We start from the raw sequence: 24,767 nt of genomic DNA on the forward strand, positions 1-24,767 counted from the left end.
GCCCTATCTCGTAACTCACGAAGATACGAGAGGAGCGTTTCGTGGAATATGATGCAGTCATCGTCGGCGGCAGTTTCGCGGGACTGTCCGCCGCCATGCAGTTGGTGCGGGCGCGTCGCAGGATCCTGCTCGTCGATGCGGGTCAACCGCGAAACCGGTTCGCGCACGCCTCGCACGGTTTCCTGGGCCAGGACGGCGTGGCTCCGGCCGAGATCATGCGTCTGGGTTTGGCCCAGCTGTCCGCCTATCCGACCTTCGACTTCTTCCACGGGCGGGCCGAGAGCGTCGCGGCGGTCGAGGACGGCTTTCGGCTCAAGCTGAGCGACGGATGCGAGGTGGTCGGTCGGCGGCTGGTTCTGGCCACCGGCGTCGCCGACGAACTGCCGCTGCCGTCGATGACGCCGCGCTGGGGCGTCAGCGTCCTGCACTGCCCCTACTGCCACGGCTACGAGGTCCGCGACCGGCCGCTGGCCGTCATCGCCAACCACCCGATGGCGGCCCATCAGGGCCTGATGCTGCCGGACTGGGGACCGACCACCTACTGCACCCAAGGGATCTTTGAACCGACGCCGGAAGAGGTCGCACACCTTATGGCGCGGGGCGTGATCATCGAACGCACGCCCGTGGTCGAACTGCTCGGAGAAGGCCAGACGACACGCGCTCTGCGCCTCGCCGACGGACGCGAGATCGCGGCCGAGGCGGTCTTCACCGCGCCGAAGACCCGCATCGTCGGCCCGCTGGCCGAACAGCTGGGTTGCGCCCTCGTCGAAGGCATGACCGGCCTGCATATCCAGGTCGATCCCATGCAGCAGACGACGGTCGCCAATGTCTTCGCGGCCGGCGACGCGGCCCAGCCGATGCACAACGCGACGCTCGCCTCGGCCGCGGGCGTCATGGCCGGGGTCGCCGCGCATCGCTCCCTCTTCATGGAGGCGGCCGCCTGAAGACCCTCGAAGTTGGCAAAGCACGCCCGGATTTCGCCTGCGATTTCAACGCCCGGTCCTGATGAAGCGGTTTATGTCTAACGCTGTCTCGAACGGTCTTAGACTGGTCGGCGCTGAACGACGGGCCTCGGCCCGTTGCGACGGCATCCGAACGCTTCGGACTCTTCGGACGCTTCGGACGGTGTTTTGGAGTCCGGACGCGTCGAACGGGGGGCGGGCGCTAACGCCCCGTTAACCACGCTCCCGGCATTTTCTGCCCAGTAGTTTTCGGGATCAGGTCGATGAGCGGCGCGGAAGTTCTGGATGTGGGCCGCGACGCCCTGTGGCTGACGATCCAGCTGTGCGCCCCCGTGCTCATCGTAGGTCTGGTCGTCGGCGTCGGCATCGGTCTGTTCCAGGCCCTGACCCAGATCCAGGAACAGAGCCTGGTCTATGCGCCCAAGATCATCGCCATCTTCATCTCGCTGCTGCTCTTCCTGCCGCTGATGGGCGGACTGCTGGGCGCCTTCATGCGGACCATCGCGGCGCGCATCTCGGGCATGTAGGGGCGGCGTGGAACCCTACGCCACCGCCGATCAGGTCTGGGCCGGCGGGCTGATCTTCGCCCGCATCGGCGCCATGATCCTGACCCTGCCGGGGATCGGCGAGACCTATGTGCCGCCGCGCATCCGGCTGTCCCTGGCCTTGGTCGTCTCGCTCTGCCTCTGGCCGGTGGTCGGCGGCGCCCTTCCGGCCCTGCCCGACAGCCTGGGGGCCACCGTCGGCTGGGTCATTCGCGAGGTCGTCACCGGCCTGATGATCGGCGCCATCATCAGGATGTTCACCTCGGCCCTGTCCACGGCGGGCGAGATCGTTTCGCTGCAGACGACGCTCAGCTTCGCCCAGACCGCCAACCCGCTGCTGGGCGGCCAGAACACGACCATCGCCGCCTTCCTGATGCTGTTCGGGACGGTGCTGATCTTCGCCACCAACACCCATCACCTGTTCATCGCGGGGCTTGTCGGCTCCTATGAGCTGATCGCCCCGGCCCGGCCCCTGATCGCCGCCGACTTCACCGAGCTGGCCATCCGCACCCTGGGCGACAGCTTCATGCTGGGCGTCCAGCTGGCGGCGCCGGTGATCGTCTTCTCCCTGATCTTCAACCTCGCGGCCGGTCTGGTCGGTCGGGTGATGCCGGCCTTCCAGATCTTCTTCGCGGCGGCCCCGCTCAGCATCATCCTGGGCCTGTCGATCTTCGCCCTGTCGCTGGGCGTGCTGGGAACGGTCTTCATCGACCGCTACCGGTCGCTGGCGAACCTCTTCGTTTCGGGAGGGACCGGTGGCTGAAGACCAGGATCCCGAGTCCAAAACAGAAGAGGCGTCTCCACAGAAACTTGAGGAGGCGCGAAAGAAGGGTGACGTCGCCAAGTCGGCGGACGTCGCCCCGGCTCTCAGCCTCCTCGGCGCCTCGGCCGTCATCATCATGGGCGGCGGCTATTTCACCACCACCATGGGCGAGGCCCTGCTGCCCTTCATCGCCGCCCCGCATCAGATGCTGGGCGGGCTGGAGGCGGGCGCCGGCGTCGAGATCGGCGCCAGGGCGCTGTGGGCCATCACGCCCTTCCTGGGCGCCGTCATGCTGGCCACCATCGTCGGCGGGGTCGGCGGCAATGTGATCCAGTCGGGTCTTCTGTTCTCGGCCGAGAAGATGAAGCCGAAGTGGGACAAGGTCAGCCCGATGGCGGGCTTCAAGCGCATCTTCGGCCCCGACGGCCTGATGCAGTTCGCCCAGACCTTCATCAAGCTGATCGTGGTGTCGGTGATCTGCTGGATGGTGCTGAAGCCCCACGCCCGCGAGTTCGAGAACATGGCGGCCATGTCGCCCCTGAACATCCTGCCCATGGCCCGCGACCTGATGTTGGCCCTGATGGGATCGACCATCGTCTTCCTGGTGCTCGGCGCCGGGGGCGACTTCATCTGGCAGAAGATGCGTTTCGCCAAACGCCAGCGAATGACGAAGGAAGAGCTGAAGGAGGAGTTCAAGAACTCCGAAGGCGACCCGCACATCAAGGCCAAGCTGAAGCAGATCCGCATGCAGAAGAGCCGCCAGCGGATGATGGCCAACGTCCCCAAGGCCACGGTCATCGTGACCAACCCGACCCACTATTCGGTCGCGCTCCGCTACGAGCCGGACCAGGGCGATGCCGCGCCGATCTGCGTCGCCAAGGGCGTGGACGCCATCGCCCTTCGCATCCGGGAGGTGGCCAAGGAGCACGAGGTGCCGATCGTGGAGAACGTGCCCTTGGCCCGCGCCCTCTACGCCGCCGTCGACATCGACGAGACCATCCCGCGCGAGCATTTCGAGGCCGCCGCCAAGGTCATCGGCTTCGTCATGCAGAAGCGGAAACGCCGATAGTCTCCTCCCCGTGCGAAGCATGGGGAGGTGGCGCGGCGCTCCTTCAGCGCCGTGACGGAGGGGGCGAGACGATGCTTGAGGTGAGGGGTTGCGGTGCTCGCTCGGTGAAACCCGGTCGCCCCCTCCGTCAGCTCGCGAAGCGCTTGCCGCCACCTGCCAATCGCCTGCGGCGACAGGGAGGAGACGGCTGCCGTATACTCAGCCCACTGATTCGAGGGGCCGCCTTCCCATGACCGTCTCCAGCACGCCCTCGGCGCCGAAGTTCGACGTCACCGTCATCCTGATGGCGGTCGGGTTCGCCGTCGCCATCGCCGCCCTGGCCTGGCCCGCCTTCCAGGCCGGGCCCATGACCACGCCGCACATGATCCTGATGATCACCATCGCGGCCGTGTCGCTGATGGGGCTGTTCGCCTTCAACCGGATCGAGACGAAGACGTCCGACCGCCCGGCCGGCGATGTGGCAGTGGAGATGCTGGACGCCATGGCCGAGCCGGCCGCGCTGGTCTTCGCCTCCGGCGCGGTCCTGGCCTACAATGGCGCCTGGGCCTCGCAGAACGGGGCGACCGTCAGCCTGCCCAAGGGCAAGTCAGCCCAGGCTCTCTACATGGCCTTCGCCCAGGCGCGTCAGGGCCATCAGGGTCGCGCCATCGTCCTCATCGGCGAACGCGAGCTGGAGGTCACCATCGGCCTGGCGGGGGAGGGGCGCTATCTGGTGCGCGAGGCGCCGGAGGCCGCCTTGACCACCCCGCCCGTGGTCGCCGCCCCCGCATACGCCGCCTCGACCGGCGACGCCCGGGCCATGGCCGCCGGCGCTCCGTTCGGCTCGGCCGTGATCGACGGCGACGACCTGTTCGCGGGCAAGGCGGAGGAGGCCAATCCGGCCCTGGCGACCCTGACCGGCCCGGCCGCCGCCCGCAACGCCGCCTTCGGCCACCTGTTCGACCCGGCCGGGGTGATCGAGGCCCGCGCCCGTCTGGCCGCCGGTTCGACCGGCCCGATCGAGCTCGTCGCCCGCGCCTATCCCGACAAGATGCTGCACCTCTACGTCGCCCCGGAAGGCGACAAGCGCCGCGTCTGGCTGTTCGACGTCTCGGCCCAGAAGTCGATGGAGCTGCAGTTGTCGCAGGCTCAGAAGATGCAGGCCGTGGGCCAGCTGGCCGGCGGCGTCGCGCACGACTTCAACAACCTTCTGACCGCCATCCAGCTGCAGCTGTCCGAACTCCTGGAGCGTCATCCGGTCGGCGATCCCTCCTATGACGGGCTGAACCAGATCCGCCAGACGGGCATCCGCGCCGCCGATCTGGTGCGGAAACTGCTGGCCTTCTCGCGCAAGTCCACCGTCCGTCGCGAGCGTCTGGACCTGGGCGAACTGGTCGGGGAGTTCGCCGTCCTGCTGCGCCGGCTGCTGCGCGAGGACGTGCGTCTGGAGACCGACTACGGCCGTGACCTGCCGGTGGTCCTGGCCGACAAGTCCCAGCTGGAGACGGCGGTGATGAACCTGGCCGTCAACGCCCGCGACGCCATGCGCGGCGTGGTCGAGCCGGGCGCCGGGGTCGTCACGATCACCACCCGCCGCCTGACCCAGATCGAGTCGGTCGCTCTGGGCTGGCGCGAGGCGCCGGTCGAGGACTCGGCCCTGATCGAAGTGTCCGACACCGGCCCCGGCGTTCCGCCCGAACTGCTGGACAAGATTTTCGAGCCCTTCTTCACGACCAAGGCGGTGAACGAGGGCACGGGCATGGGCCTGGCCACCGTCTACGGCATCGTCCAGCAGGCGGGCGGCCATATCGGGGTGACCAATGTCGAGGGCGCCGGCGCCGCCTTCCGCATCTTCCTGCCCGCCGCCTCGGAGCAGGAACTGGTCGAAGCCGGTCCGGTCGAGGTCAAGGCCAAGGCCGCCCCGCGCGACCTGTCCGGCAACGGCCGCATCCTGTTCGTCGAGGACGAGGCCGCCGTGCGCGGCATCGCCGCCAAGCTGCTGCGTCAGCGCGGCTACGAGGTCATCGAGGCCGCCGACGGCGAGGAAGCCCTGATCCTGGCCGAGGAATGGGCGGGCCAGATCGACATGCTGATCAGTGACGTCATCATGCCGGGACTGGACGGTCCGAGCCTGCTCAAGAAGGCCCGCCAATACCTCGGCGACGCCCCGGTCATGTTCATCTCCGGCTATGCCGAGAGCGACTTCTCCGACCTGCTCCAGGACGAGGCGGGCGTCTCCTTCCTGCCCAAGCCCCTGGACATCAAGACCCTGGCGGAGCGGGTGAAGCAGGAGCTTCGGCCGGGGTGACGCCAACCGTCTCCTCCCCACTTGTGGGGAGGTGGCAGCGAGCTCTTCGCGAGCTGACGGAGGGGGCGACTCGGTCGCACCGATTCAGCGCTCGCCAGCCCCCACTCAAACCACCGTCTCGCCCCCTCCGTCACGGCGCTGAAGAAGCGCCGCGCCACCTCCCCATTGCATGGGGAGGAGACAGCATGCCCTTGCCACCCGGCTCCGCTTCCTCCCCTATGCACGCCGCTGTTCCGGAGTTCCCATGTCCGTTCGTCGTCTGCTGACCGCCGCCGCTTCCGCCGCCCTGATGACCGGCGTCGCCCAGGCCCAGGAATATCGGGTCAGCTTCGACAACGCCGTCCACCACGAGGCCCAGGTCTCCGTCACCTACCGCGACGTCGGCTCAGGCCCGGTGCGGTTCCAGATGTCGCGCTCCTCGCCCGGCCGTTATGCGATCCACGAGTTCGCCAAGAACGTCTATTCGGTCTCGGCCGTGGACGGACGGGGCCGAGACCTGACCATCGACCGCACCGATCCCTACGGCTGGACCGTGCCGGGTCACGACGGCACGGTGACCCTCTCCTACACCCTGTTCGCGGATCGGTCGGATGGCACCTACGCCCAGATCGACGCGACCCACGCCCACCTGAACATGCCTGCCACCCTGGCCTGGGCGACCGGTTTCGACGATCGGCCGGTCGAGATCGTCTTCAAACCCTATGACGACAGCTGGAAGGTCGCGACCCAGCTTGAGCCCGGCCCCGACCCCTTCACCTTTGCCGCGCCCAATCTGCAGTATCTGATGGACAGCCCGGTCGAGCTCAGCAACCACATGGTGCGCCAGTGGACGGTCGACGACGCCGGCGTGCCCCGCACCCTCCGCCTGGCCGTCCATCACGCCGGCACGGAAGAGGAGATGGACGTCTTCGCCGAGCGGGCGAAGAAGGTGGTCGACGCCCAGATCGCGGTCTTCGGGGATGCGCCCGATTTCGACTTCGGGACCTACACCTTCATCGCCGACTACCTGCCCTATGTGAACGGCGACGGGATGGAGCACCGCAACTCCACCGTCATCAACAACACCCGTTCGTTCAAGGAGGCCGACTTCGCCCAGATCGGCACCCTCAGCCACGAGTTCTTCCACGCCTGGAACGTGGAGCGGATTCGCCCGGCCGAGCTGGAGCCCTTCGACTTCACCCGCGCCAATGCGACCCCGTCCCTGTGGTTCGCCGAGGGTTTCACTAACTACTACGGTCCCCTGACCATCCGCCGGGCCGGGGTGTCGACGGTGGACCGCTTCCTCGCCGACATCGGCAATCAGGTGAACGGCGTGTCGAACGCCTCGGGCCGTCGCTACGGCTCGCCCCAGGAAATGAGCCTGCGGGCGCCCTTCGTGGACGCCGCCACCGCCATCGACCCGGTCAACGACAACATCTTCGTCTCCTACTACCCCTATGGCGCGGTCATCGCCCTGGGCCTGGACCTGACCCTGCGCCAACGGTTTCCGGGCGTGACGCTCGACGACCTGATGCGGCGGATGTGGCAGACCCACGGCATCACCGAGCGGGCCTACAGGCCGGAGGATTTGCAGACCGCCCTGACCCAGGTGACGGGCGACGCGGCCTTCGCCGAGGACTTCTTCGCGCGGATGATCCGGGGCCGTGATCTGCCGGACTTCGCACCGCTCCTGGCCCAGGCCGGTGTGTCGATGGAGCCGGTCAACCCCGACGCCGCCTGGGCCGGCGCCGCCCGCCTGCCCGCGACCGGCGCCCCGATCATCGGCGGCGCCGTCGCGCCCGGCACGCCGCTGTACGAGGCGGGCCTGGATCGCGGCGATCAGATCGTGGCCCTGGGCGAGACCGAGATCGACGATCAGGCCGGCTGGATCGCCGCCCTCGCGGCCGCCAAGCCGGGCGACGACCTGCCGATCCGCTTCCTTCAGCGCGGCGTGGAGCGATCCGCCACATTGCATCTGGTCGCCGATCCGTCCTTCCGTCTGGTGCGGATGGAGGCCGATGGCGAGGCCATCACCCCGGCGCAACAGGCCTTCCGCGACGCCTGGCTCGGCGTCCCGAAAGAGTAAGAATTTATTCTTTGCCTGCCCTTGTCGTCGGCCCGGCTGCTTCCCATCTCTGTCGATCAGCAGAAGCCGGCCGGCGTTTCGTCCGTTTCGTCCGTTTCGTCACCCTATCTTTCGTCCGGACGAACCGGACGAGCCAGATGTTCCTCTCGCGTCCGAAAGGCCCACCATGCTGAACCGCCGTCATCTGATGCTCTCCGCCGCCGGCGCGGGCCTCGTCGCCACCCTTCCGATCCGCGCGATGGCCCAGTCGCAACAGGACGCCGCGCTCGACGCCCTCCTGACCGAATGGTTCAACGCGAACGTCGAGCGCAATCCGACCTTCGCCACCAGCCTGGGCATCGACAAGGACGACCGGGCGCATCTGGCGGGCAAGCTGTCGGACCTCAGCCTGGAGGCCGAACGCGCCGACAACGCCCGCGCCGTCGAACAGTGGGGACGGCTGAAGGACTGGCCGACCGAGGGCCTCTCGGATGGCTTCAAGGTCACCCTGGCCGTGCAACAGTTCCAGGCCGAGACGGCCGCCATGCGCGCCGAACTGCCCTTCATCGGCTCGCCCTACATCGTGATGCAGAACGGCGGCGCCTACTTCAACGTGCCGGACTTCATGACCAACCAGCACCGGTTGGAAGCCACGGCCGACGCCGAAGCCTTCCTGTCGCGACTGAAGGCTTTCGCGGTCCAGATCGATCAGGAGAACGCGCGTCTGGAACAGGATGCGGACGCGGGCGTCACCCTGCCGGCCGTCATCATGGACAAGACCCTGACGCAGCTGAAGACGCTGCGCGACACGCCCGCCGCCGAGATGGCCATGGTCCAGGCCCTGGTCCGCAAGACGGGCGAGAAGGCCATCGCCGGCGACTGGGGCGCCCGCGCTTCGGTCATCGTCGACGAGGAGATCAAGCCCGCCCTGACGCGCCAGATCGCCGTCTTCGAGGCCCAGCGTCCGACCGCGTCCGAGGACGTCGGCGTCTGGCGTCTGCCTCAAGGGCAGCGGCTCTACAACCTCGGCATCCGGGGCTACACCACGACGACCTATACCGGCGCCGAGATCCACGACATCGGCCTGCAACAGGTCGCCTCGATCCAGGCCGAGATCGCCGAGATCCTGGAAGGCCTCGGCATCACCGAGGGCACGGTCGGTGAGCGGGTGAACGCGCTCGGCCGCGACCCGCAGCATCTGTGGCCCAACGACGACGAGGGCAAGGTCGCCCTGATCGCCTCGCTGAACGAGATGGTGGCCGAGATCACGCCGCGTCTGCCGGAGGTCTTCTCGACCCTGCCCCAGGCGCCGGTGGAAATCCGTCGCGTGCCGGTGTCGATCCAGATCGGGGCGCCGGGCGGCTACTATCAGGCGGCGTCCTTGGATGGGTCGCGGCCGGGCGCCTACTACATCAACCTGCGCGACACGGCGAACCGGCCGAAATGGTCGCTGAAGACCCTGACCTATCACGAGGCGGTGCCGGGCCATCACTTCCAGATCTCGGTCGCGCGCGAGGCCGGGACCCTGCCCATCTATCGCCGCGCCTCGGGCTTCTCGGCCTACAACGAGGGCTGGGCCCTGTATTCCGAGCGCGTCGCCGCCGACGACCTGAACATGTACGAGGGCGATCCGCTGGGTCGGATCGGCTACCTCCAGGCCTATCTGTTCCGCGCCGTCCGTCTGGTCGTCGACACCGGCCTGCACGACAAGCGCTGGAGCCGTCAGCAGGCCATCGACTACATGATCGCCGAGGCCGCGACCCCTGCGAACTCCGCCCAGTCAGAGGTCGACCGCTACATCGTCTGGCCGGGCCAGGCCTGCTCCTACAAGTTGGGTCAGACGGTGATCGAGGGCCTACGTCAGGAAGCCGAGGCCAAGCCCGACTTCGACATCAAGGCCTTCCATGACCGGATGCTGCTGAACGGCTCGGTGCCGCTGGCGGTGCTTCAGGGCATCATGCGGGCGTAAGCGCGATCTCGGCGGCGATGTCGGGATCGGCCGCCGCCTCGGCCATCAGCCAGTCGCGGAAGCGGGCGATCTTGGGCGATCGCCTGCGGTCCTCGGGCCAGGCGATGAAATAGCCTTTCGACAGCTTCACCGTCTGAACGAAAGGCCGGACCAGCAGCCCCGCCTCGATCTCGCGGGCAAACAGAATAGGAGACCCCAGGGCCACCCCCTGCCCACCCATGGCGGCGGCCACCTCCAGCCCCTGGATATCGGCGCGCAGCCGGGACGCAGGATTGGTCGTAGTGGTCACGCCAGCGCAGGCGAACCAGGCAGCCCATTCCTTCTCGTCCCCGACGCGTGGGGCATCGACCAGATCGGCGGGTTCCTTCAGCCCCAGCCGCTCGCACAGGGCCGGGCTACACAGGGGCGTGAAGACGCTGGGCATCAAGGGCGCGCACTCCACCCCCGGCCAGTCGCCGTCGCCGGACCTCAGGGCGACGTCGAAGCTGGACCGCGCCAGATCGATGATGGTCGGACTGGTGTCCAGCCGCACGGCCAGCCCCGGATTGGCGACCTGGAAAGCCCCCAGCCGGGGCGCCAGCCACTGGGTCGCCAGGGTCGTCAGGGTGGTGATCGACAGCACGCCCTGATCGGCCTCGGTCACCTCGGCGAAGGCGCGGCGGAGCAGGGTCATGGCCTCGGTCGCCGCGCGCGACAGCCGCTCGCCCTGTTCGGTCGGCTGGACCTCGCGCGGCAGACGCCGGAACAGGCTGAACCCCAGCCGCGTCTCCAGCGCCTTGATCTGCCAGCTGACCGCCGCCTGGGTCATGCCCAGCTCCTCCGCCGCGCGGGTGAAGCTGTTCAGACGCGCCGCCGCCTCGAACACGCGGATGGACGACAGGGGCAGGCCGGCAAGCGGATCACGCATAAGGGTCTCTAGGGCTGACCCGCCATACTACTGGTTTGCGAAGAGAACCTGTCAAGCCGATACCTCCGATGCTCAGAAGCGATCGGCGCAGGAGGCCGTTATGGAAGAGATTCATCGCAATCATAAGGACGCCGCGTGGGGCTGGATCGCGATTCTGATCAACCTTCTGGACGGTTTCCCGCGCCATCGGTCCAGCCCGGCCCCTGCGCGTCTGATATCGCCCCGCCTGACGGCGCGACCCTCGACCTGAGCGATTTCTGACGGTGTCGGCTTGTCGAAGCGGCGCGGTTGGTGACTGATGCGGCCCTTGGTTTTTCGGGAGCCCGCCATGATCGATCGTCGCCGACTGCTCGCCTCGGCCGCCGCGGGCGCGGGGCTGGCCGCCCTGCCGGGTGCGGTGCAGGCCCGGATCAACCATGAGGATGCGCGGCTGGACGCCATCCTGAGCCGCCAGTTCGAACAGGGGCTGGACGAGGCGCCGCAGTCGGCGACCTCGCTGGGGCTCGACGTCGGGGCGCGGGCAGGTCAGCGGGGCCGGCTGAACGATCGGTCCCTGGCGGGGGCCGAGGTGGATCGGGTCAAGGCGCGGTCGGATCTGGCCGAACTGAGAACCATCGACCCGGAGGCCCTCTCGGCGGAGGGGCGGGCCAGCTACGACGTGCTCTCGTTCCAGAAGGAGGTCGCGGCCGAGGCCGCCGCCTTCGCCTGGCACACGGCCGACAGCTGGCGGCGGACCCCCTATGTCGTCAGCCAGATCAACGGCGCCTATGTCGATGTGCCGAGCTTCCTGGACACCACCCATCCGGTGAAGACGCGCGAGGACGCCGACGCCTTCATCGAGCGGCTGAGCGCCTTCCCGGCCTCGCTGGACGGAGACACCGATCGCAGCCGCGCCCATGCGGGCATGGGGGTGGTGGCGCCCGACTTCATCCTGGACAAGGCGATCCAGCAGCTGACCGCCCTGCGCGATCAGCCCGGCGCCGAACAGGCCATGGTCCGCACCCTGGCCCGCAAGATGGGCGAGGCGGGGATCGAGGGCGATCACGTCGACCGGGCCGAGGCCCTGTTGGACGGGCCGGTGAAGCAGGCGCTGGAGCGCCAGATCGCCGAACTGCGGAGCCAGAGAACCAGCGCCGTCCACGACGCGGGGATCGGTCGCCTGCCGAACGGGCCCGACTACTACGCCCTGAACCTGAAGGCCTATACGACCACGACCTCGACGGCGGCGGAGATCCATCAGCTGGGTCTGGATCAGGTCGCCGACATCCAGGCCCAGGCCGACGAACTGCTGAAGAGTGAGGGCTACACCCAAGGCTCGGTCGCCGAACGGATGGCGGCCCTGCGTCTGGAAGACCGGTTCCTGTGGCCCAATACCGACGCGGGCCGGGCGGATCTGCTGGCCTATGTGAACACCGAGATGGACCGGGTTCGGTCGCGGATGCCCGAGGTCTTCGCCCGCGTGCCGACGTCGGAGTTCCTGGTCCAGCGGGTGCCGCCCGCGATCGAGGCCGGAGCGCCCGGCGGCTACGCGCAAGGGGGAAGTCTGGATGGGTCGCGGCCCGGCATCTATTTCATCAACCTGAAGGACACGGGCGACTGGCCGCGCTGGACGCTGAAGACCCTGACCTATCACGAGGCGGCGCCGGGACACCTGTTCGAGGGGGCGCTGGCCCTGCAGTCGGCGAACCTGCCGCTCTATCGCAAGACCGTGGGCTTCTCGGCTTACGGCGAGGGGTGGGGTCTGTACGCCGAACGGCTGGGCGACGAACTGGGTCTGTACGAAGGCGATCCGTTCGGGCGGATCGGCTATCTGGAGAGCTTCCTGTTCCGGGCCTGCCGTCTGGTCGTCGATACCGGGCTGCACTCCAAGGGGTGGAGCCGCGAACAGGCGATCCGCTACATGGCCGAGAACGTCGGCGATCCGAACGAGACCGAGATCGACCGCTACTGCTCCGCGCCCGGTCAGGCCTGTTCCTACAAGATGGGCGAGATCGCGATCACCGGATTGCGGGAAGAGCTGAAGGCGGGGCCGAACTTCGATCTGAAGCGGTTCCATTCGGCGGTGCTGGACGGGGGGCGGATGCCGCTGACCGTTCTGGAGCGACGGGTCAGGGCCGCTTTCGCCTGAGCGTTTCGTCCGGTGGGTCCGGACGAAAAAGCAGCGGACGAAACGGACGAAACGGACGAAGTCGGGTCGATGTCCGCACTCTCCGCGAACCGTGAGCGCATTGTACGCGCGTTTTGGACTTGGGCAGACATGAGAGCAGAATCGGGCTGCTTAGTCAGGCGGGGCCGTGTTTCGGGGCGCCAGAAAGATTTTTATCTTTGACGCTCGAAGACGGTGATCGTCAAACCACCATCCCCTCCGCCTGCCTCAGCCGGTTGTGGATGGCGGTCGCGGCGACGGCCGCTTCGGCGGTGGCGACGGCGATCTGGTTGAGGCCGCGGACGACGTCGCCGGCGGCGTAGAGGCCGGGAACGCTGGTCTTCTGATGCAGATCGACCTCGAGGCGGCCGTCCTCTGCGAGACGGCAGTCCAGAGCGGCGGCGAGTTCGGCGTTCGCCGACGTGCCCAGGGCCGAATAGACGAGGTCGAAGGCGCGGTATTCGCCGCTCCAGCACAGGGCCGTGACGCGGTCGCCCTCCAGCCGGACCTGTTCGATCGGGGTCTCGACCAGTTCGACGCCGAGGCGGGTCAGGGCCTCGCGCTCCGTCAGGTCGTCGGGCGGACCGATGTGGATCAGGGTGACCCGGTCGGAATAGGTGCGGATGAAGGCGCATTCGCGCACGCCCAAGTCGCTGTCGCCGATCACGGCCACAGCCTTGTCGGTCGCCTCGTAGCCGTCGCAGATCGGGCAGATGCGGACCAGGGCGCGTTCGATGGCGCGCTCCACGCCCGGCAGGTCGGGGTGGTGGTCGACCACGCCGGTGGCGAGGAGGACGGCGCGGGCGCGGACCTGATCGCCGCCGAGGGCGGCGGTGAAGATCTCGCCGTCATGGGACAGGCGATCGACCCAACCGGCCTGGATGACCGCGCCGTACTCCCGAGCCTGTTCGCGCATCCGGGCCAGGATGGCGTCGCCCGAGATGCCGGCTGGAAAGCCCGGCATGTTGTGGCTGAGCGGGATCCAGCCAGCGCGCGGTTGGCCGCCGTCGGCGACGAGGACCGAGCGCCGGAAACGAGCCAGATAGTTGGCGGCGGTCAGTCCGGCGGGACCCGCCCCGATGACGAGAACGTCGACGTCGGTGGTCACTCGCTGACCCAGGAGGACGGCCAGTAGTCGCTGGGCACGCCCCAGCATTCCGACATCTCGGACGCCGACTTCAGGAGGAAGCCCCGGCCAGTCCAGGTCCAACTGTCGGCCAGGCCGCAGTCGCCCAGGCCCCGGCCTTTGTTGAAAGCGTCGATGACGCGGGTCGCCGGGTCGTAGGCGGCGTTGACCAGCTGGTCGCGCGGCTCGCCCGAGGCGGTCGGGAAGGTGACGCGGCGCGGGTTGGTCCCGGCGGGCGTGGTCGTGAAATAGGCGTTGGAGAGGTTGTAGGCCCCGGCGCCGCAGGGGACGCTCCACAGGATGGTGTTGGCGTCCAGCCGGGCCGAGGAAATCACGGCCTGGAGGTCGGGGTTGAAGGCGGTCTCGGCGCGGCACTGGACCACCGCCGGCAGGGCTTCGATGGCGGCGGGCAGGGTCTGGCCCTCCTGATCGCCATAGCCGGCCTGGCTGACGGCGGGGGCGGCGACGATGCGGGGCCGGGGCATGGCGGCGGGGACGGTCGCGGCCGGGCGAGCCCCCTTGCGGAAGAGGGCGGTGGTGGTGTCCAGCCGGCCCTGATGTTCGTCGATCCACAACAGGGAGGCGGCGGCGCCGCTGAGGGAGATGGTCACGCCTTCGGACCCGGCGTGCAGGGACATGGTCTGGCCCTGGGCGATCCGATCGACCATATCGCGCGTCAGCTCGGCGTCGACGATTGCGACAGGCAGGGCGTCCTCTCCGGTCGCGGCGATCAGGCCGTGGAAGGTGACGTTGTCGATCCGCGCCGTGACCGGGCCGCCGAAGGCGCCGTCGTCGGGCCAGAAGCCGACGACGACCTCGGGCTGGGCGTCCGGGCCGGCGGCCATGGTGATGCGAACCCAGCCGGTCCCCTCGGTCGCATGGCCGAAGGCGTGGCAGGTCCCGGTGTTGTCGCAGGCCGTCAGCCAGTCGCGGAAGGTATGCTGGTTGTCGGTTTCCTCCGCGCCCGCGCTGGCGTCGCGGCCGGGCGCATTGGGATGGCCGCTAGCCTTGGCCGTCCGGCCGTCGCCGCACGAAGCCAGAACGGCCGCCACGGCCATCAGTGCGATCACGCGCATCGTCTTCCCCCGAACGGCAAGGTCCGATCAGGCCTTGCGCAGTTCCGTCGGCTTGTGCGCGGCGCGGGCGCCGGTCTTGCCGCTCTCCACCAGATATTCCGGGTTTTCGACCGAGGCCGCAACCTTGTGGGTCTTGATGGTCGTCGGCTTCGTCAGCTTGCGGACGACCTTGCCGGTAGTGGTTCCCTGGGAATGGTCCCACTTAACCCTGTCTCCGGCCTTGAAGGTCTTGTCGGTCATGGCGGCGGCTCCTTCGACTGCGTCTCCATGTCAGCGAGCACGGCCCGCATCAGTTCCGGATCGACCAGGGCGGGCATTTCGCAAAAGGCGATAATCCAGCGTTGAATCAAGGCGTCGGTGTCTTCGTCCATTTCGGGTATCCCTCCGGAAATGCGCGTTACCCTTCCGCTTGAGACAACAGGCGTGGCCGTATCGGGTTCAGCTTGGCCGCAGGGGGCTTTTTTCGGGCACGGTTAATCCGCGAACGGTTCGCGGACCCTTTGCCTCGCGCGCCCGCGCTCGCTATACCCCCGCCACCTCCCAAACTTGCAGAACAGGACGAAGCCGCATGGCCAAGATCAAGGTCGCCAATCCCATCGTCGACATCGACGGCGACGAAATGACCCGCATCATCTGGCAGTGGATCAAGGACAAGCTGGTCTTCCCCTTCGTCGACGTCGAACTGGACTACTACGACTTGGGCATGGAGCACCGCGACGCCACCGACGACCAGGTGACGATCGACGCCGCCCACGCCATCCAGAAGCACGGCGTCGGCGTGAAATGCGCCACCATCACCCCCGATGAGGCGCGCGTCGCCGAGTTCGGCCTGAAGAAGATGTGGAAGTCGCCGAACGGCACCATCCGCAACATCCTGGGCGGCGTGGTCTTCCGCGAGCCGATCATCTGCCAGAACGTGCCGCGTCTGGTTCCGGGCTGGACCCAGCCGATCGTCGTCGGCCGTCACGCCTTCGGCGACCAGTACAAGGCCACCGACTTCCTGATGCCGGGCAAGGGCACCCTGTCGATCAAGTTCGTCGGCGACGACGGCAAAGTCATCGAGCACGAAGTGTTCAAGTCGCCGGGCGCCGGCGTCGCCATGGGCATGTACAACCTCGACGCCTCGATCCGCGATTTCGCCCACGCCTCGTTCAGCTACGGCCTGGCCCGCAACTATCCGGTCTATCTGTCGACCAAGAACACGATCCTCAAAGCCTATGACGGTCGCTTCAAGGACATCTTCCAGGAGATCTTCGACGCCGAATACGCCGAGGAGTTCAAGAAGCGCGGCCTGACCTACGAGCACCGCCTGATCGACGACATGGTGGCCGCGGCCATCAAGTGGTCGGGCGGCTTCGTCTGGGCGTGCAAGAACTACGACGGCGACGTGCAGTCGGACATCGTCGCCCAGGGCTTCGGCTCGCTGGGCCTGATGACCTCGGTGCTGATGACGCCGGACGGCAAGGTGATGGAGACCGAGGCCGCCCACGGCACCGTGACCCGCCACTATCGCCAGCACCAGAAGGGCGAGGCCACCTCGACCAACTCGATCGCCTCGATCTTCGCCTGGACGGCCGGCTTCAAGCACCGCGCCAAGCTGGACGACAACGCCGACCTGCTGCAGTTCGCCGAAACCCTGGAGAAGGTCGTCGTCGACACCGTCGAGGCCGGCTACATGACCAAGGACCTGGCCCTGCTGGTCGGCGACCAGCAGTCGTGGCTGACGACCGAAGGCTTCCTGGACAAGGTGGCCGAGAACCTGAAGACGGCCCTGCCGAACCTCGGCTAAGGCCTGATCTGAGCCAACACGGTTCTGATTATTTCGACCCCGCCGGAGCTTCTCCGGCGGGGTTTCGTTTGAGCCCAGCCTCAAGCCGTGCATTGTTGACGCATCGCTGGGGAGGGGAGACCGCCGCGTGAAAAAGGTATTCGGCAATCTGGTGCTGGCCGCCATCGCCCTGACGGCGATCAGCTTCTTCGCGGCCCCGGCCGTGGCCTTCTTCGGCATCCGCTCGGCGGCCCAGTCGGACGATGTCGCGGGGCTGCAGCGACTGGTCGATTTCGATGCGGTGCGGGCGTCGTTGAGGCCCCAACTGTCGGGCCGGCCCGAGGCCATGACGCCGCCGCCGTCCTTCATGAACGACCCCATAGGCGCCTTCCGCCGCCAATTCGAGGGCGTCGCGGCGCCGCAGGGGCCGAACCCCGACGCCTATCTGACGCCCGACGCCATCGACGGCCTGACGCGGGCCGAGGGCCGGTATGCTTCGATGCGTCAGGTCCAGCCCGGCACGGACGAAGCGGCGGCGCCCTGGCCCAAGCCCTACTACTGGGGGATCAACCGGGCGCGGATGGCGGTGACGGACGAAGGCGGGTCGGACACGGTCTTCACCTTCGAGCGACGCGGGCCGTTCGAATGGAAGCTGGTCCACATCGGCCTGCCTGACGGGGCGACGCCGCAGGTTCCGGCGCGAGCCGCGCCCGCCGCCCAACCGGAGACGAAACGATGAAGGGCCTGATCAAGGGCGTTCTGGTCCTGGGCGTTCTCGCCTTCCTGGTCGCCTATTTCGCCACGCCGATCCTGACGGTGAACGCCATCGTGGCGACCGCCAAGGCGGGGGACGAGGCGGCGCTGGAGCGGTTGGTCGATTTCCCGGTCTTTCGGGACAGCGTGAAGGACGAACTGACCGCGCGGCTGATGGCCGAGGCCAACGCCGATCCGGATGTGAGGTCGAGCGGTCTGGGCGGGCTCGGCATGATGCTGGCGCCCATGCTGGTGTCGGGCGCCGTCGATGCGCTGGTCACCGCCCCGACCATCGCGGCCATGGTGCGGACGGCCGAGACGCCGGACCCGGAGGATGTCGCCAGGGCCCGCGCGCCCGAGCCGGAGGGCCAGGACAAGGACATCCGCCAGAGCTACGGCTACCGGGACCTGAACACCTTCGTCCTGACCCTGACAGATCCGGACCAGCCGCAGCAGCCGCTGAAGCTGTTGCTCAAGCGACAGGGGCTGTTCGGCTGGAAGCTGTCGGGGATCGACCTGCCGGAGAAGCCGGCGGCCTAACGCGCCTGCTGAGCCGCGATCCAGGCGTCCATCCGGCGGTCCAGGAGGTCGAGGGGCAGGGGGCCGTCCACCAGCAGGGCGTCGTGGAAGTCGCGGACGTTGAAGCGTTCGCCCAGCGCTTGCTCGGCGCGGGTGCGGATGGCGCGCAGGCGGATCTCGCCGATCTTGTAGGCCAGGGCCTGACCCGGCCAGCCGATGTAGCGCTGCAGCTCGGTCTCGATATTGTGCGGCGACAGGGCGGAGTTGTCGGTGAAACAGGCTCGGGCCTGTTCGATGGTCCAGCCCATCCAGTGCATGCCGGTGTCGGCGACCAGACGACAGGCGCGCCACATCTCGTAGCTGAGGCGGCCGAACCGCTCTTCCGGCGTGCGGTAGAAGCCCATCTCCTCGCCGAGGAACTCCGAATACAGGCCCCAGCCTTCGGTGAAGGCGGTGACCCCGGCGTTGCGGCGGAAGGCGGGGCCCTGCTCGGCCTCCTGTTGCAGGGCGATCTGCAGGTGGTGGCCGGGGACGGCCTCGTGCAGCGTCAGGGCGGGCAGCTCGTACAGCGGCCGCTGGTCCAGCTTGCCGGTGTTGACGATATAGCCGCCGGGCACCCCCTCCTCGAGCGAGCCGCCGTTGTAGCGGCCGGTGGTGTAGTTGTCCTCGATATCCAGCGGCACCGGCCGGACGTTGTACGTCAGGCGCGGCAGGGTGCGGAACAGGGCCGGCAGGCCGCCGTCGGCGCGCTTGGCCATCTCCGAGGCCTTCTCCAGCATGTCTTCGCGCGAGGTCGCATAGAAGCGCGGATCGGTGCGGAGGTGGGCGAGGAAGCCGGCGAAGTCGCCGGTCCAGCCCGAGGCGATCATCTCGGCGTCCATGCGGGCGCGGATGCGGGCGACCTCGTCCAGCCCGATCTGATGGATCTCGTCCGGCGTCAGGGCGGTGGTCGTGTAGCGCCGGGCTTCGAAGGCGTAGAACTCACGACCGCCGGGACGTGAGCCGATGCCGACCTCGGCCGGGGCGGCGGGCAGGTATTCGTTTCTGGTGAACTCCACCCAGGCCTGACGGCGCGGCACGATCTGTTCGGCGACGATGGCGGCGGCGCGAGCGCGAAGCTCGGCCTGATCCGCCGCCGGGATGGTCGCGGGCAGGGTGGCGAAGGGGCGCAGAAGCGGGTCGGTCTCGGGCGTGAAGGCCGCCTCGTTGCGGAAGATGGCCAGGGCGCTTTCGACCACGGACTTCGGCTGGACGAAGCCGGTCTCGATGCCGCGCCGCGCATCGGCCAGGCCCTCGTCATACCAGGTATGCAGAAGCGCCAGACGCGCCAGCCAGGCGTCGGCGTCGGCGCGATTGGTGATGCGAGTGCCGGCGGCGAGATAGCCCGTGCTCTGGCCCGGTCCGCCCTCAGAGTTGAAGGCCAGACGGCCGCCGTCCAGGCCGATGGACTCGATCGACCGGTCGACGATGATGGCCAGGAAGTCGCGGTTCAGGGCGTCGTTGGACGACAGGGTCGAGGCGTCGACGGCGGCGAGGCGGCGCTTGAATTCGTTCAGCGGCTCGAGGCGGGCCAGCTCGGCGGCGCGGGAGTTGTCGGATAGACGGGACTTGGCGGACTGGTCGCCCTGGCGCGCGGCCTGTTCCGGATTCAGGCTGAGCTGCCAGGCGTCGTAGTCGGCGATGATAGAGGCGAGGGCCGGGTTCTCGGCGGCCGTGGCGGCGGTCGCGGGCGGGGTCTGGGCGACGGCCGCGACCGGGCTGGAGAGAAGGAGACCCGCGACTGCGGCGACGACGAAGCGATTCATGGAAGACCCCCGAACTGAGGGCGGCATGGGTAAGGAAGAGGGGGGCGAGGTCAATACCTCACTGTCCTTCTCCCCTTGTGGGAGAAGGTGGCGGGCGAAGCCCGACGGATGAGGGGTTGCACGGGCGGTCGAGGTAAGGTGCGGCTCATCGGTCGAAGCCGGTGTGACCCCTCACCCGCTCGCACAAGGACGACGGCTTTCGCCGCCGTGCGCGAGCTCCCTCTCCCGCAAGGGGAGAGGGCTTTACCCCGCCAGAGCCGCCCGCACGGCTGCCAGGCCGTCCTCGGCCTTGGAGCCGTCGGGGGCGCCACCCTGGGCGAAGTCGGCCTTGCCGCCGGCGCCCTGACCGCCCATGGCGATGACCGCCGCGCGGGCCAGATCGGCGGAGTTGACCCGGTCGGTGACGTCGGAGGTGGCGGCCACGGTGACCGCCGCCTTGCCGTCCGAGAGGCCGATCAGGGCGACGACGCCCGAGCCGACCTGTTTGCGGAAGTCCTCGGCCACGCCGCGCAGGCCCTTGCCGTCGACGCCGTCCAGAACGCGGGCGATCAGTTTGATGCCGCCGATCTCTTCAGGCGCGGCGGACGCGCCCGAGCCGCCGCCCAGGGCCAGCTGCTTCTTCAGGTCGGCGACCTGCTTTTCCAGCGCCTTGCGCTCGGCCGAGAGGGCCTCGACGCGGGCGGGGACGTCCAGGGGCTGGACCTTGAAGGACTGGGCGAGGGTCTTGGCCACCCCGGCCTGACCCAGCAGGAACTGGCGCGCGGCCTCGCCGGTCAGGGCCTCGACGCGGCGGACGCCGGCGGCGATGCCGGTCTCGCCCGTGATCTTGAACAGGGCGATGTCGCCGGTGCGGGCGACATGGGTGCCGCCGCACAGTTCGACCGAATAGGGGGCGTTGTTGTCGCCGGTCAGGGCGCGACCCAGGGTGACCACGCGGACCTCGTCGCCGTATTTCTCGCCGAACAGGGCCACGGCGCCGGCGTCGATGGCGTCTTGCGGCGTCATCAGCTGGGTCGTCACGGGGACGTTCTGGCGGATGATGGCGTTGACCTCGGTTTCGATGGCGGCCAGTTCGTCCTCGGTCACCGGGGCGTTGTGGCTGAAGTCGAAACGCATGCGTTCGGCGTCGACCAGCTGACCCTTCTGGGCGACGTGCGGGCCGAGCACGTTCTTCAGCGCCGCATGCACCAGGTGGGCGGCGGAGTGGTTGGCGCGGGTGGTCAGGCGCTGCTCGGCGCCGGCGCGCAGCTGGACGCGGGCGCCGATGCTGAGGGTGCCGGACTCGATCTCGATCTTGTGGGCGTAGAGGTCGCCGCCGGCGTGCTTCTGGACGTCGAGGATGACGCCGAAGCCTTGCTGGCCGGATGCATCTGTCCATTCGACCTCGCCGCGGTCGCCGGTCTGGCCGCCGCCTTCGCCATAGAAGGGGGTCTGGTCGAACAGGACCTCGGCCGTCTGACCGGCTTCCAGGTCGTCGATGGACCCGCCGCCGCGCACGATGGCCAGGACCTCGCCCGAGCCCTCGATGGCGTCATAGCCGGTGAAGACGGTCGGCCCGAGACGGTCGCGCAGGGCCAGCCATTCGCCGGCCGAGGCCGTCTGGCCCGAGCCCTTCCAGTTGGCCTTGCCGCGCTCGCGCTGTTCGGCCATGGCGGCGTCGAAGCCCTCGTTGTCGACCGACAGGCCGCGACGACGGGCCTCGTCCTGGGTCAGGTCCAGAGGGAAGCCGTAGGTGTCGTAAAGGGTGAAGGCGGTCTGGCCCGAGATGACGCCGCCTTCGGACAGGCCGCTCGTCGCCTCGTCCAGCAGACCCATGCCGCGACCGAGGGTGGTCCGGAAGCGAATCTCCTCCTGCTTCATCGTGTCTTCGATGGAGGCCTGGGCGCGGGCGAGTTCGGGGAAGGCCTCGCCCATCTGGTCGACCAGGGTCGGGACCAGACGGTGCATCAGGGGATCGGCGGCGCCCAAGAGGTGGGCGTGGCGCATGGCGCGGCGCATGATGCGGCGCAGGACATAGCCGCGCCCCTCGTTCGAGGGGGTCACGCCGTCGGCGATCAGGAAGGACGACGAGCGCAGGTGGTCGGCGATGACGCGGTGGCTGGCGGCGCGGTCGCCCTCGGCCTTGGTCGAGGTGGCGTCTTCGGAAGCCGCGATCAGGGTCTGGAACAGGTCGGTGTCGAAGACCGAGTTCTTGCCCTGGAGCACGGAGGTCATCCGCTCCAGGCCCATGCCGGTGTCGACCGAGGGCTTGGGCAGTTTGCGAACGATCTCGTCGTTCTCTTTTTCAAACTGCATGAAGACGTTGTTCCAGATCTCCACATAGCGGTCGCCGTCCTCGTCCGGCGAGCCGGGAGGGCCGCCGGGGACGTGGTCGCCGTAGTCCCAGAAGATTTCGGTGCAGGGACCGCAGGGGCCGTTGTCGCCCATGGCCCAGAAATTGTCCGAGCCGGCGATGCGGATGATCTTGTCGTCGGAGAAGCCGGTGACCTTCTTCCAGATCGCGGCGGCCTCATCGTCGTCGATGTAGACGGTGACGAGCAGACGCTTCGGATCCAGGCCGTAGTCCTTGGTGACCAGGTTCCACGCGCGGTCGATCGCGTGTTCCTTGAAATAGTCGCCGAAAGAGAAATTCCCCAGCATCTCGAAGAAGGTCAGGTGGCGCGCGGTGTAGCCGACATTGTCCAGGTCGTTGTGCTTGCCGCCGGCGCGGACGCATTTCTGCGAAGAGGTCGCGCGCGGGTAGGGCGGGACGGCCGCGCCGGTGAAATAGTCCTTGAACGGCACCATGCCCGCGTTGACGAACATCAGGGTCGGGTCGTTCTGCGGCACCAGGGGAGCCGAGTGGACCTTGGTGTGACCGTCGGCCGCGAAATAGTCGAGGAAGGTCGAGCGGATCTGTTTCAGGCTGGCCATGAGCGTTCAGTCGTTCGTCAGTCGGAATGCGGAGGAAGGGGCCTCATATAGGGTTTCCGCGCGCGCCGCATCACCCGTCCGTGATCCCCGGTTTCAGTCTTCGTCGGCGTCGTCGTCGACCGCGTCGTCCTCGTCGGAGAGGAGGGCGTCCAGGGCCTCGATGATGGCGTCGATCTGTTCGGCGGTGGCGGCGACCTGGAGGACGGCGCCGTCCGAGCCGCCGATTTCCAGAACATAGCCGTCGTCGGTCTCGGCCAGGTTGAACTGGGTCAGGGCGGGGATGGTCTCGGCCATGGCGGTCTCCTCGGGGGCATCAACCGCCGATGGGGGGAAGGGTTCACGGTTTTGCGCGACGGGGTGACGCGGGGCAAGGCGGGATGGAGGGGCGTAGGGTGAGATATGGCTGAGCTGGAAGTCTGGTTCGACGGCGACTGTCCCCTGTGCCGGCGCGAGATCGCCCTGTTGCGACGGCTGGATCGGCGCGGGGCCATCGTCTTCACCGATGTGGCGACGGGGCAGGGAAGCTGTCCCATCGACCGGGGCGCACTGCTGAGCCGGTTCCACGCGAGGGAGGACGGGCGGATGGTCTCGGGCGCCGAGGCCTTCGCGGCCATGTGGCGGGCGATCCCGGTGCTGGCGCCGTTCGGACGGATGGCGCGGAACCGGCGGGTGCTGGTGGGGCTGGAATGGCTCTATGTCAGGTTCCTGCGGGTAAGGCCCCAGCTGCAGCGGGCGTTGCGGGGGCGCTGAAGAAAAAGAGCCCGCCCGGACGGACCGGGCGGGCGGCTCCCCCCGGCCCGAGCCCCGCGGGGGTCGGCGGCGGGTCGCGGGACCAGCCGAGGGGAGTGTTCGATATCCGGACTCCAAAACACCGTCCGAAGCGTCCGAAGAGTCCGAAGCGTTCGGATCAGCCCTCGAGGTCCTGGCCTTCGTCGGGCTCGGGCGAGCCCAGCATGTCGTCGGCGATCTTGTTGGTGGAGGCGCGCACGGCCTTCTCGATCGCGTCGGCCATGTCGGGGTTGGCCTTGAGGAAGTTGCGGACGTTCTCGCGGCCCTGACCGATGCGGGTCGAGTCGTAGGAGAACCAGCTGCCCGACTTCTCGATCACCCCGGCCTTGACGCCCAGGTCGATGATCTCGCCCAGCTTGGAGATGCCCTCGCCGTACATGATGTCGAAGATGACCTCGCGGAACGGCGGGGCGACCTTGTTCTTGACCACCTTGACGCGGGTGGTGTTGCCGGTGACCTCGTCGCGGTCCTTGATCGCGCCGGTGCGGCGGATGTCGAGGCGGACCGAGGCATAGAATTTCAGCGCGTTTCCGCCCGTCGTCGTTTCCGGCGAACCGTACATGACGCCGATCTTGTGACGGATCTGGTTGATGAACAGGACGATGCACTGGGTCTTGTTGATCGAGCCGGTCAGCTTGCGCAGGGCCTGGGACATCAGACGGGCCTGAAGACCCGGCAGGCTGTCGCCCATCTCGCCCTCGATCTCGGCGCGCGGCGTCAGGGCGGCGACCGAGTCGACCACCACGATGTCCACGGCGCCCGAGCGCACCAGGGTGTCGACGATCTCCAGCGCCTGTTCGCCGTGATCCGGCTGGGACACCAGCAGATCATCCAGGTTCACGCCCAGCTTCTGGGCGTAGGTCGGGTCGAGCGCGTGTTCGGCGTCGACGAAGGCGGCCACGCCGCCGGCCTTCTGGATCTCGGCCACGGTATGCAGGGCGAGCGTCGTCTTGCCCGAGGATTCAGGGCCGAAGACCTCGATCACCCGGCCGCGCGGCAGGCCGCCGATGCCGAGCGCCATGTCCAGACCCAGCGAGCCGGTCGAGACCGAGGGGATCACCTCGGCCACGCCGTTCTTGCCGAGCTTCATCACCGAGCCCTTGCCGAAGGCGCGATCGATCTGCGCGATCGCCGCCTCCAGAGCCCGTTGCTTGTCGCCGTCTTCCTTGCCGACCAATTTCAATGCCGCCTGCGATGCCATCTTACCACTCTCCCTTGCCATGATTCCCATTGATGCCTTGGGGGAGAGGCCCGCCTTCGGTCCGGTGACCGTGACCCGCTCCCTGTGAGCCGGACTATGTGCATGGTTTGTTCCGGTTGCCAATA

At 68.1% G+C, this 24,767-nt stretch carries 21 protein-coding genes; 12 read left to right on the forward strand and 9 right to left on the reverse strand.

The window, feature by feature from the left end; all coding sequences use genetic code 11:
• Positions 1-41: 41 nt before the first annotated feature.
• The 7 genes from ACETK8_RS05830 to ACETK8_RS05860 all read left to right on the forward strand — a co-directional run bounded on the left by ACETK8_RS05830 (position 42) and on the right by ACETK8_RS05860 (position 9,639).
• Positions 42-944 (forward strand): NAD(P)/FAD-dependent oxidoreductase, encoded by a 903-nt coding sequence (locus tag ACETK8_RS05830; RefSeq protein ID WP_374038572.1) that lies wholly within the window; start codon positions 42-44, stop codon positions 942-944.
• A 281-nt stretch (positions 945-1,225) separates the two neighbouring features.
• Positions 1,226-1,489 (forward strand): flagellar biosynthesis protein FliQ, encoded by a 264-nt coding sequence (gene fliQ / locus ACETK8_RS05835; protein WP_374038573.1) that lies wholly within the window; start codon positions 1,226-1,228, stop codon positions 1,487-1,489.
• Positions 1,490-1,496: 7 nt separating this feature from the next.
• A complete protein-coding gene (gene fliR, locus ACETK8_RS05840; RefSeq protein WP_374038574.1) occupies positions 1,497-2,270 on the forward strand; it encodes a flagellar biosynthetic protein FliR in 774 nt (257 codons plus the stop codon).
• Positions 2,263-3,339: a flagellar biosynthesis protein FlhB gene (flhB, locus tag ACETK8_RS05845; protein ID WP_374038575.1), complete on the forward strand. Its 1,077-nt coding sequence runs from the start codon at positions 2,263-2,265 to the stop codon at positions 3,337-3,339. The genes fliR and flhB overlap by 8 nt, the downstream gene beginning before the upstream one ends.
• Positions 3,340-3,568: 229 nt before the next feature.
• Positions 3,569-5,626, forward strand: a complete 2,058-nt coding sequence (cckA, locus tag ACETK8_RS05850) for a cell cycle histidine kinase CckA (RefSeq protein WP_374038576.1) — start codon at positions 3,569-3,571, stop codon at positions 5,624-5,626.
• Between the two features lie 244 nt (positions 5,627-5,870).
• Positions 5,871-7,691 (forward strand): M61 family metallopeptidase, encoded by a 1,821-nt coding sequence (locus tag ACETK8_RS05855; RefSeq protein ID WP_374038577.1) that lies wholly within the window; start codon positions 5,871-5,873, stop codon positions 7,689-7,691.
• 166 nt (positions 7,692-7,857) lie between these two features.
• On the forward strand, positions 7,858-9,639 hold the full coding sequence (locus ACETK8_RS05860; RefSeq protein WP_374038578.1) for a DUF885 domain-containing protein: 1,782 nt from the start codon (positions 7,858-7,860) through the stop codon (positions 9,637-9,639).
• Here the strand turns inward: ACETK8_RS05860 and ACETK8_RS05865 are convergent.
• Positions 9,626-10,546, reverse strand: coding sequence for a LysR substrate-binding domain-containing protein (locus ACETK8_RS05865; protein ID WP_374038579.1), 921 nt, complete (start codon positions 10,544-10,546; stop codon positions 9,626-9,628). The two genes, ACETK8_RS05860 and ACETK8_RS05865, sit on opposite strands and share 14 nt — an antisense overlap.
• 328 nt (positions 10,547-10,874) lie before the next feature.
• Here ACETK8_RS05865 and ACETK8_RS05870 point away from each other — a divergent pair, with 328 nt between their 5' ends.
• Positions 10,875-12,674: a DUF885 domain-containing protein gene (locus ACETK8_RS05870; RefSeq protein ID WP_374038580.1), complete on the forward strand. Its 1,800-nt coding sequence runs from the start codon at positions 10,875-10,877 to the stop codon at positions 12,672-12,674.
• A gap of 220 nt (positions 12,675-12,894) precedes the next feature.
• On the opposite strand, the gene ACETK8_RS05875 is transcribed toward ACETK8_RS05870, so the two are convergent.
• Genes ACETK8_RS05875 through ACETK8_RS05890 form a run of 4 tightly spaced genes read right to left on the reverse strand, consistent with a single transcriptional unit; the run spans position 12,895 to position 15,265 of the window.
• Complete coding sequence (locus ACETK8_RS05875) at positions 12,895-13,800, reverse strand: NAD(P)/FAD-dependent oxidoreductase (RefSeq protein ID WP_374038581.1); 906 nt, start codon at positions 13,798-13,800, stop codon at positions 12,895-12,897.
• A complete protein-coding gene (locus ACETK8_RS05880; RefSeq protein WP_374038582.1) occupies positions 13,797-14,894 on the reverse strand; it encodes a DUF1176 domain-containing protein in 1,098 nt (365 codons plus the stop codon). The genes ACETK8_RS05875 and ACETK8_RS05880 overlap by 4 nt, the downstream gene beginning before the upstream one ends.
• Before the next feature lie 27 nt (positions 14,895-14,921).
• Positions 14,922-15,134 carry a DUF2945 domain-containing protein gene (locus tag ACETK8_RS05885; RefSeq protein WP_374038583.1) on the reverse strand — a complete coding sequence of 71 codons (213 nt, stop codon included), beginning with the start codon at positions 15,132-15,134 and terminating at the stop codon, positions 14,922-14,924.
• A complete protein-coding gene (locus ACETK8_RS05890; protein WP_374038584.1) occupies positions 15,131-15,265 on the reverse strand; it encodes a hypothetical protein in 135 nt (44 codons plus the stop codon). The genes ACETK8_RS05885 and ACETK8_RS05890 overlap by 4 nt, the downstream gene beginning before the upstream one ends.
• Before the next feature lie 197 nt (positions 15,266-15,462).
• Here ACETK8_RS05890 and ACETK8_RS05895 point away from each other — a divergent pair, with 197 nt between their 5' ends.
• From ACETK8_RS05895 to ACETK8_RS05905, 3 genes are all read left to right on the forward strand, one after another.
• The gene (locus ACETK8_RS05895; protein ID WP_374038585.1) at positions 15,463-16,683 is read left to right on the forward strand and encodes an NADP-dependent isocitrate dehydrogenase; all 1,221 of its coding nucleotides are present in this window, start codon (positions 15,463-15,465) and stop codon (positions 16,681-16,683) included.
• A gap of 127 nt (positions 16,684-16,810) precedes the next feature.
• A complete protein-coding gene (locus ACETK8_RS05900) occupies positions 16,811-17,401 on the forward strand; it encodes a DUF2939 domain-containing protein (RefSeq protein ID WP_374038586.1) in 591 nt (196 codons plus the stop codon).
• Positions 17,398-17,955, forward strand: coding sequence for a DUF2939 domain-containing protein (locus ACETK8_RS05905; protein ID WP_374038587.1), 558 nt, complete (start codon positions 17,398-17,400; stop codon positions 17,953-17,955). Before ACETK8_RS05900 ends, ACETK8_RS05905 begins: the two co-directional genes overlap by 4 nt.
• Here the strand turns inward: ACETK8_RS05905 and ACETK8_RS05910 are convergent.
• The 3 genes from ACETK8_RS05910 to ACETK8_RS05920 form a co-directional block, all read right to left on the reverse strand.
• Positions 17,952-19,739 carry a DUF885 domain-containing protein gene (locus tag ACETK8_RS05910; RefSeq protein ID WP_374038588.1) on the reverse strand — a complete coding sequence of 596 codons (1,788 nt, stop codon included), beginning with the start codon at positions 19,737-19,739 and terminating at the stop codon, positions 17,952-17,954. The genes ACETK8_RS05905 and ACETK8_RS05910 overlap by 4 nt on opposite strands.
• 243 nt (positions 19,740-19,982) lie before the next feature.
• Positions 19,983-22,652, reverse strand: coding sequence for an alanine--tRNA ligase (gene alaS, locus ACETK8_RS05915; RefSeq protein ID WP_374038589.1), 2,670 nt, complete (start codon positions 22,650-22,652; stop codon positions 19,983-19,985).
• A gap of 93 nt (positions 22,653-22,745) precedes the next feature.
• Positions 22,746-22,946 (reverse strand): hypothetical protein, encoded by a 201-nt coding sequence (locus ACETK8_RS05920; RefSeq protein ID WP_374038590.1) that lies wholly within the window; start codon positions 22,944-22,946, stop codon positions 22,746-22,748.
• 105 nt (positions 22,947-23,051) lie between these two features.
• Between ACETK8_RS05920 and ACETK8_RS05925 the strand changes: the two genes are divergently transcribed.
• Positions 23,052-23,402 (forward strand): thiol-disulfide oxidoreductase DCC family protein, encoded by a 351-nt coding sequence (locus ACETK8_RS05925; protein ID WP_374038591.1) that lies wholly within the window; start codon positions 23,052-23,054, stop codon positions 23,400-23,402.
• 157 nt (positions 23,403-23,559) lie between these two features.
• Here the strand turns inward: ACETK8_RS05925 and recA are convergent, their stop codons facing one another.
• Positions 23,560-24,642, reverse strand: a complete 1,083-nt coding sequence (recA, locus tag ACETK8_RS05930; protein ID WP_374038592.1) for a recombinase RecA — start codon at positions 24,640-24,642, stop codon at positions 23,560-23,562.
• Positions 24,643-24,767 lie beyond the last annotated feature (125 nt).

Origin of the sequence: Brevundimonas staleyi, assembly GCF_041893865.1 — a bacterium.
GTDB classification, from domain to species: domain Bacteria; phylum Pseudomonadota; class Alphaproteobacteria; order Caulobacterales; family Caulobacteraceae; genus Brevundimonas; species Brevundimonas staleyi.

What these genes read in the sequence shown, in the direction of transcription:
- ACETK8_RS05870 (WP_374038580.1), top strand. Translation starts at nt 10,875, where the DNA reads ATGATCGATCGTCGCCGACTGCTCGCCTCGGCCGCCGCGGGCGCGGGG.
- ACETK8_RS05865 (WP_374038579.1), bottom strand. Translation starts at nt 10,546, where the DNA reads ATGCGTGATCCGCTTGCCGGCCTGCCCCTGTCGTCCATCCGCGTGTTC.
- ACETK8_RS05920 (WP_374038590.1), bottom strand. Translation starts at nt 22,946, where the DNA reads ATGGCCGAGACCATCCCCGCCCTGACCCAGTTCAACCTGGCCGAGACC.
- ACETK8_RS05905 (WP_374038587.1), top strand. Translation starts at nt 17,398, where the DNA reads ATGAAGGGCCTGATCAAGGGCGTTCTGGTCCTGGGCGTTCTCGCCTTC.
- ACETK8_RS05880 (WP_374038582.1), bottom strand. Translation starts at nt 14,894, where the DNA reads ATGCGCGTGATCGCACTGATGGCCGTGGCGGCCGTTCTGGCTTCGTGC.
- alaS (WP_374038589.1), bottom strand. Translation starts at nt 22,652, where the DNA reads ATGGCCAGCCTGAAACAGATCCGCTCGACCTTCCTCGACTATTTCGCG.
- fliQ (WP_374038573.1), top strand. Translation starts at nt 1,226, where the DNA reads ATGAGCGGCGCGGAAGTTCTGGATGTGGGCCGCGACGCCCTGTGGCTG.
- ACETK8_RS05855 (WP_374038577.1), top strand. Translation starts at nt 5,871, where the DNA reads ATGTCCGTTCGTCGTCTGCTGACCGCCGCCGCTTCCGCCGCCCTGATG.
- ACETK8_RS05885 (WP_374038583.1), bottom strand. Translation starts at nt 15,134, where the DNA reads ATGACCGACAAGACCTTCAAGGCCGGAGACAGGGTTAAGTGGGACCAT.
- cckA (WP_374038576.1), top strand. Translation starts at nt 3,569, where the DNA reads ATGACCGTCTCCAGCACGCCCTCGGCGCCGAAGTTCGACGTCACCGTC.
- ACETK8_RS05860 (WP_374038578.1), top strand. Translation starts at nt 7,858, where the DNA reads ATGCTGAACCGCCGTCATCTGATGCTCTCCGCCGCCGGCGCGGGCCTC.
- ACETK8_RS05895 (WP_374038585.1), top strand. Translation starts at nt 15,463, where the DNA reads ATGGCCAAGATCAAGGTCGCCAATCCCATCGTCGACATCGACGGCGAC.
- ACETK8_RS05910 (WP_374038588.1), bottom strand. Translation starts at nt 19,739, where the DNA reads ATGAATCGCTTCGTCGTCGCCGCAGTCGCGGGTCTCCTTCTCTCCAGC.
- ACETK8_RS05925 (WP_374038591.1), top strand. Translation starts at nt 23,052, where the DNA reads ATGGCTGAGCTGGAAGTCTGGTTCGACGGCGACTGTCCCCTGTGCCGG.
- recA (WP_374038592.1), bottom strand. Translation starts at nt 24,642, where the DNA reads ATGGCATCGCAGGCGGCATTGAAATTGGTCGGCAAGGAAGACGGCGAC.
- ACETK8_RS05890 (WP_374038584.1), bottom strand. Translation starts at nt 15,265, where the DNA reads ATGGACGAAGACACCGACGCCTTGATTCAACGCTGGATTATCGCCTTT.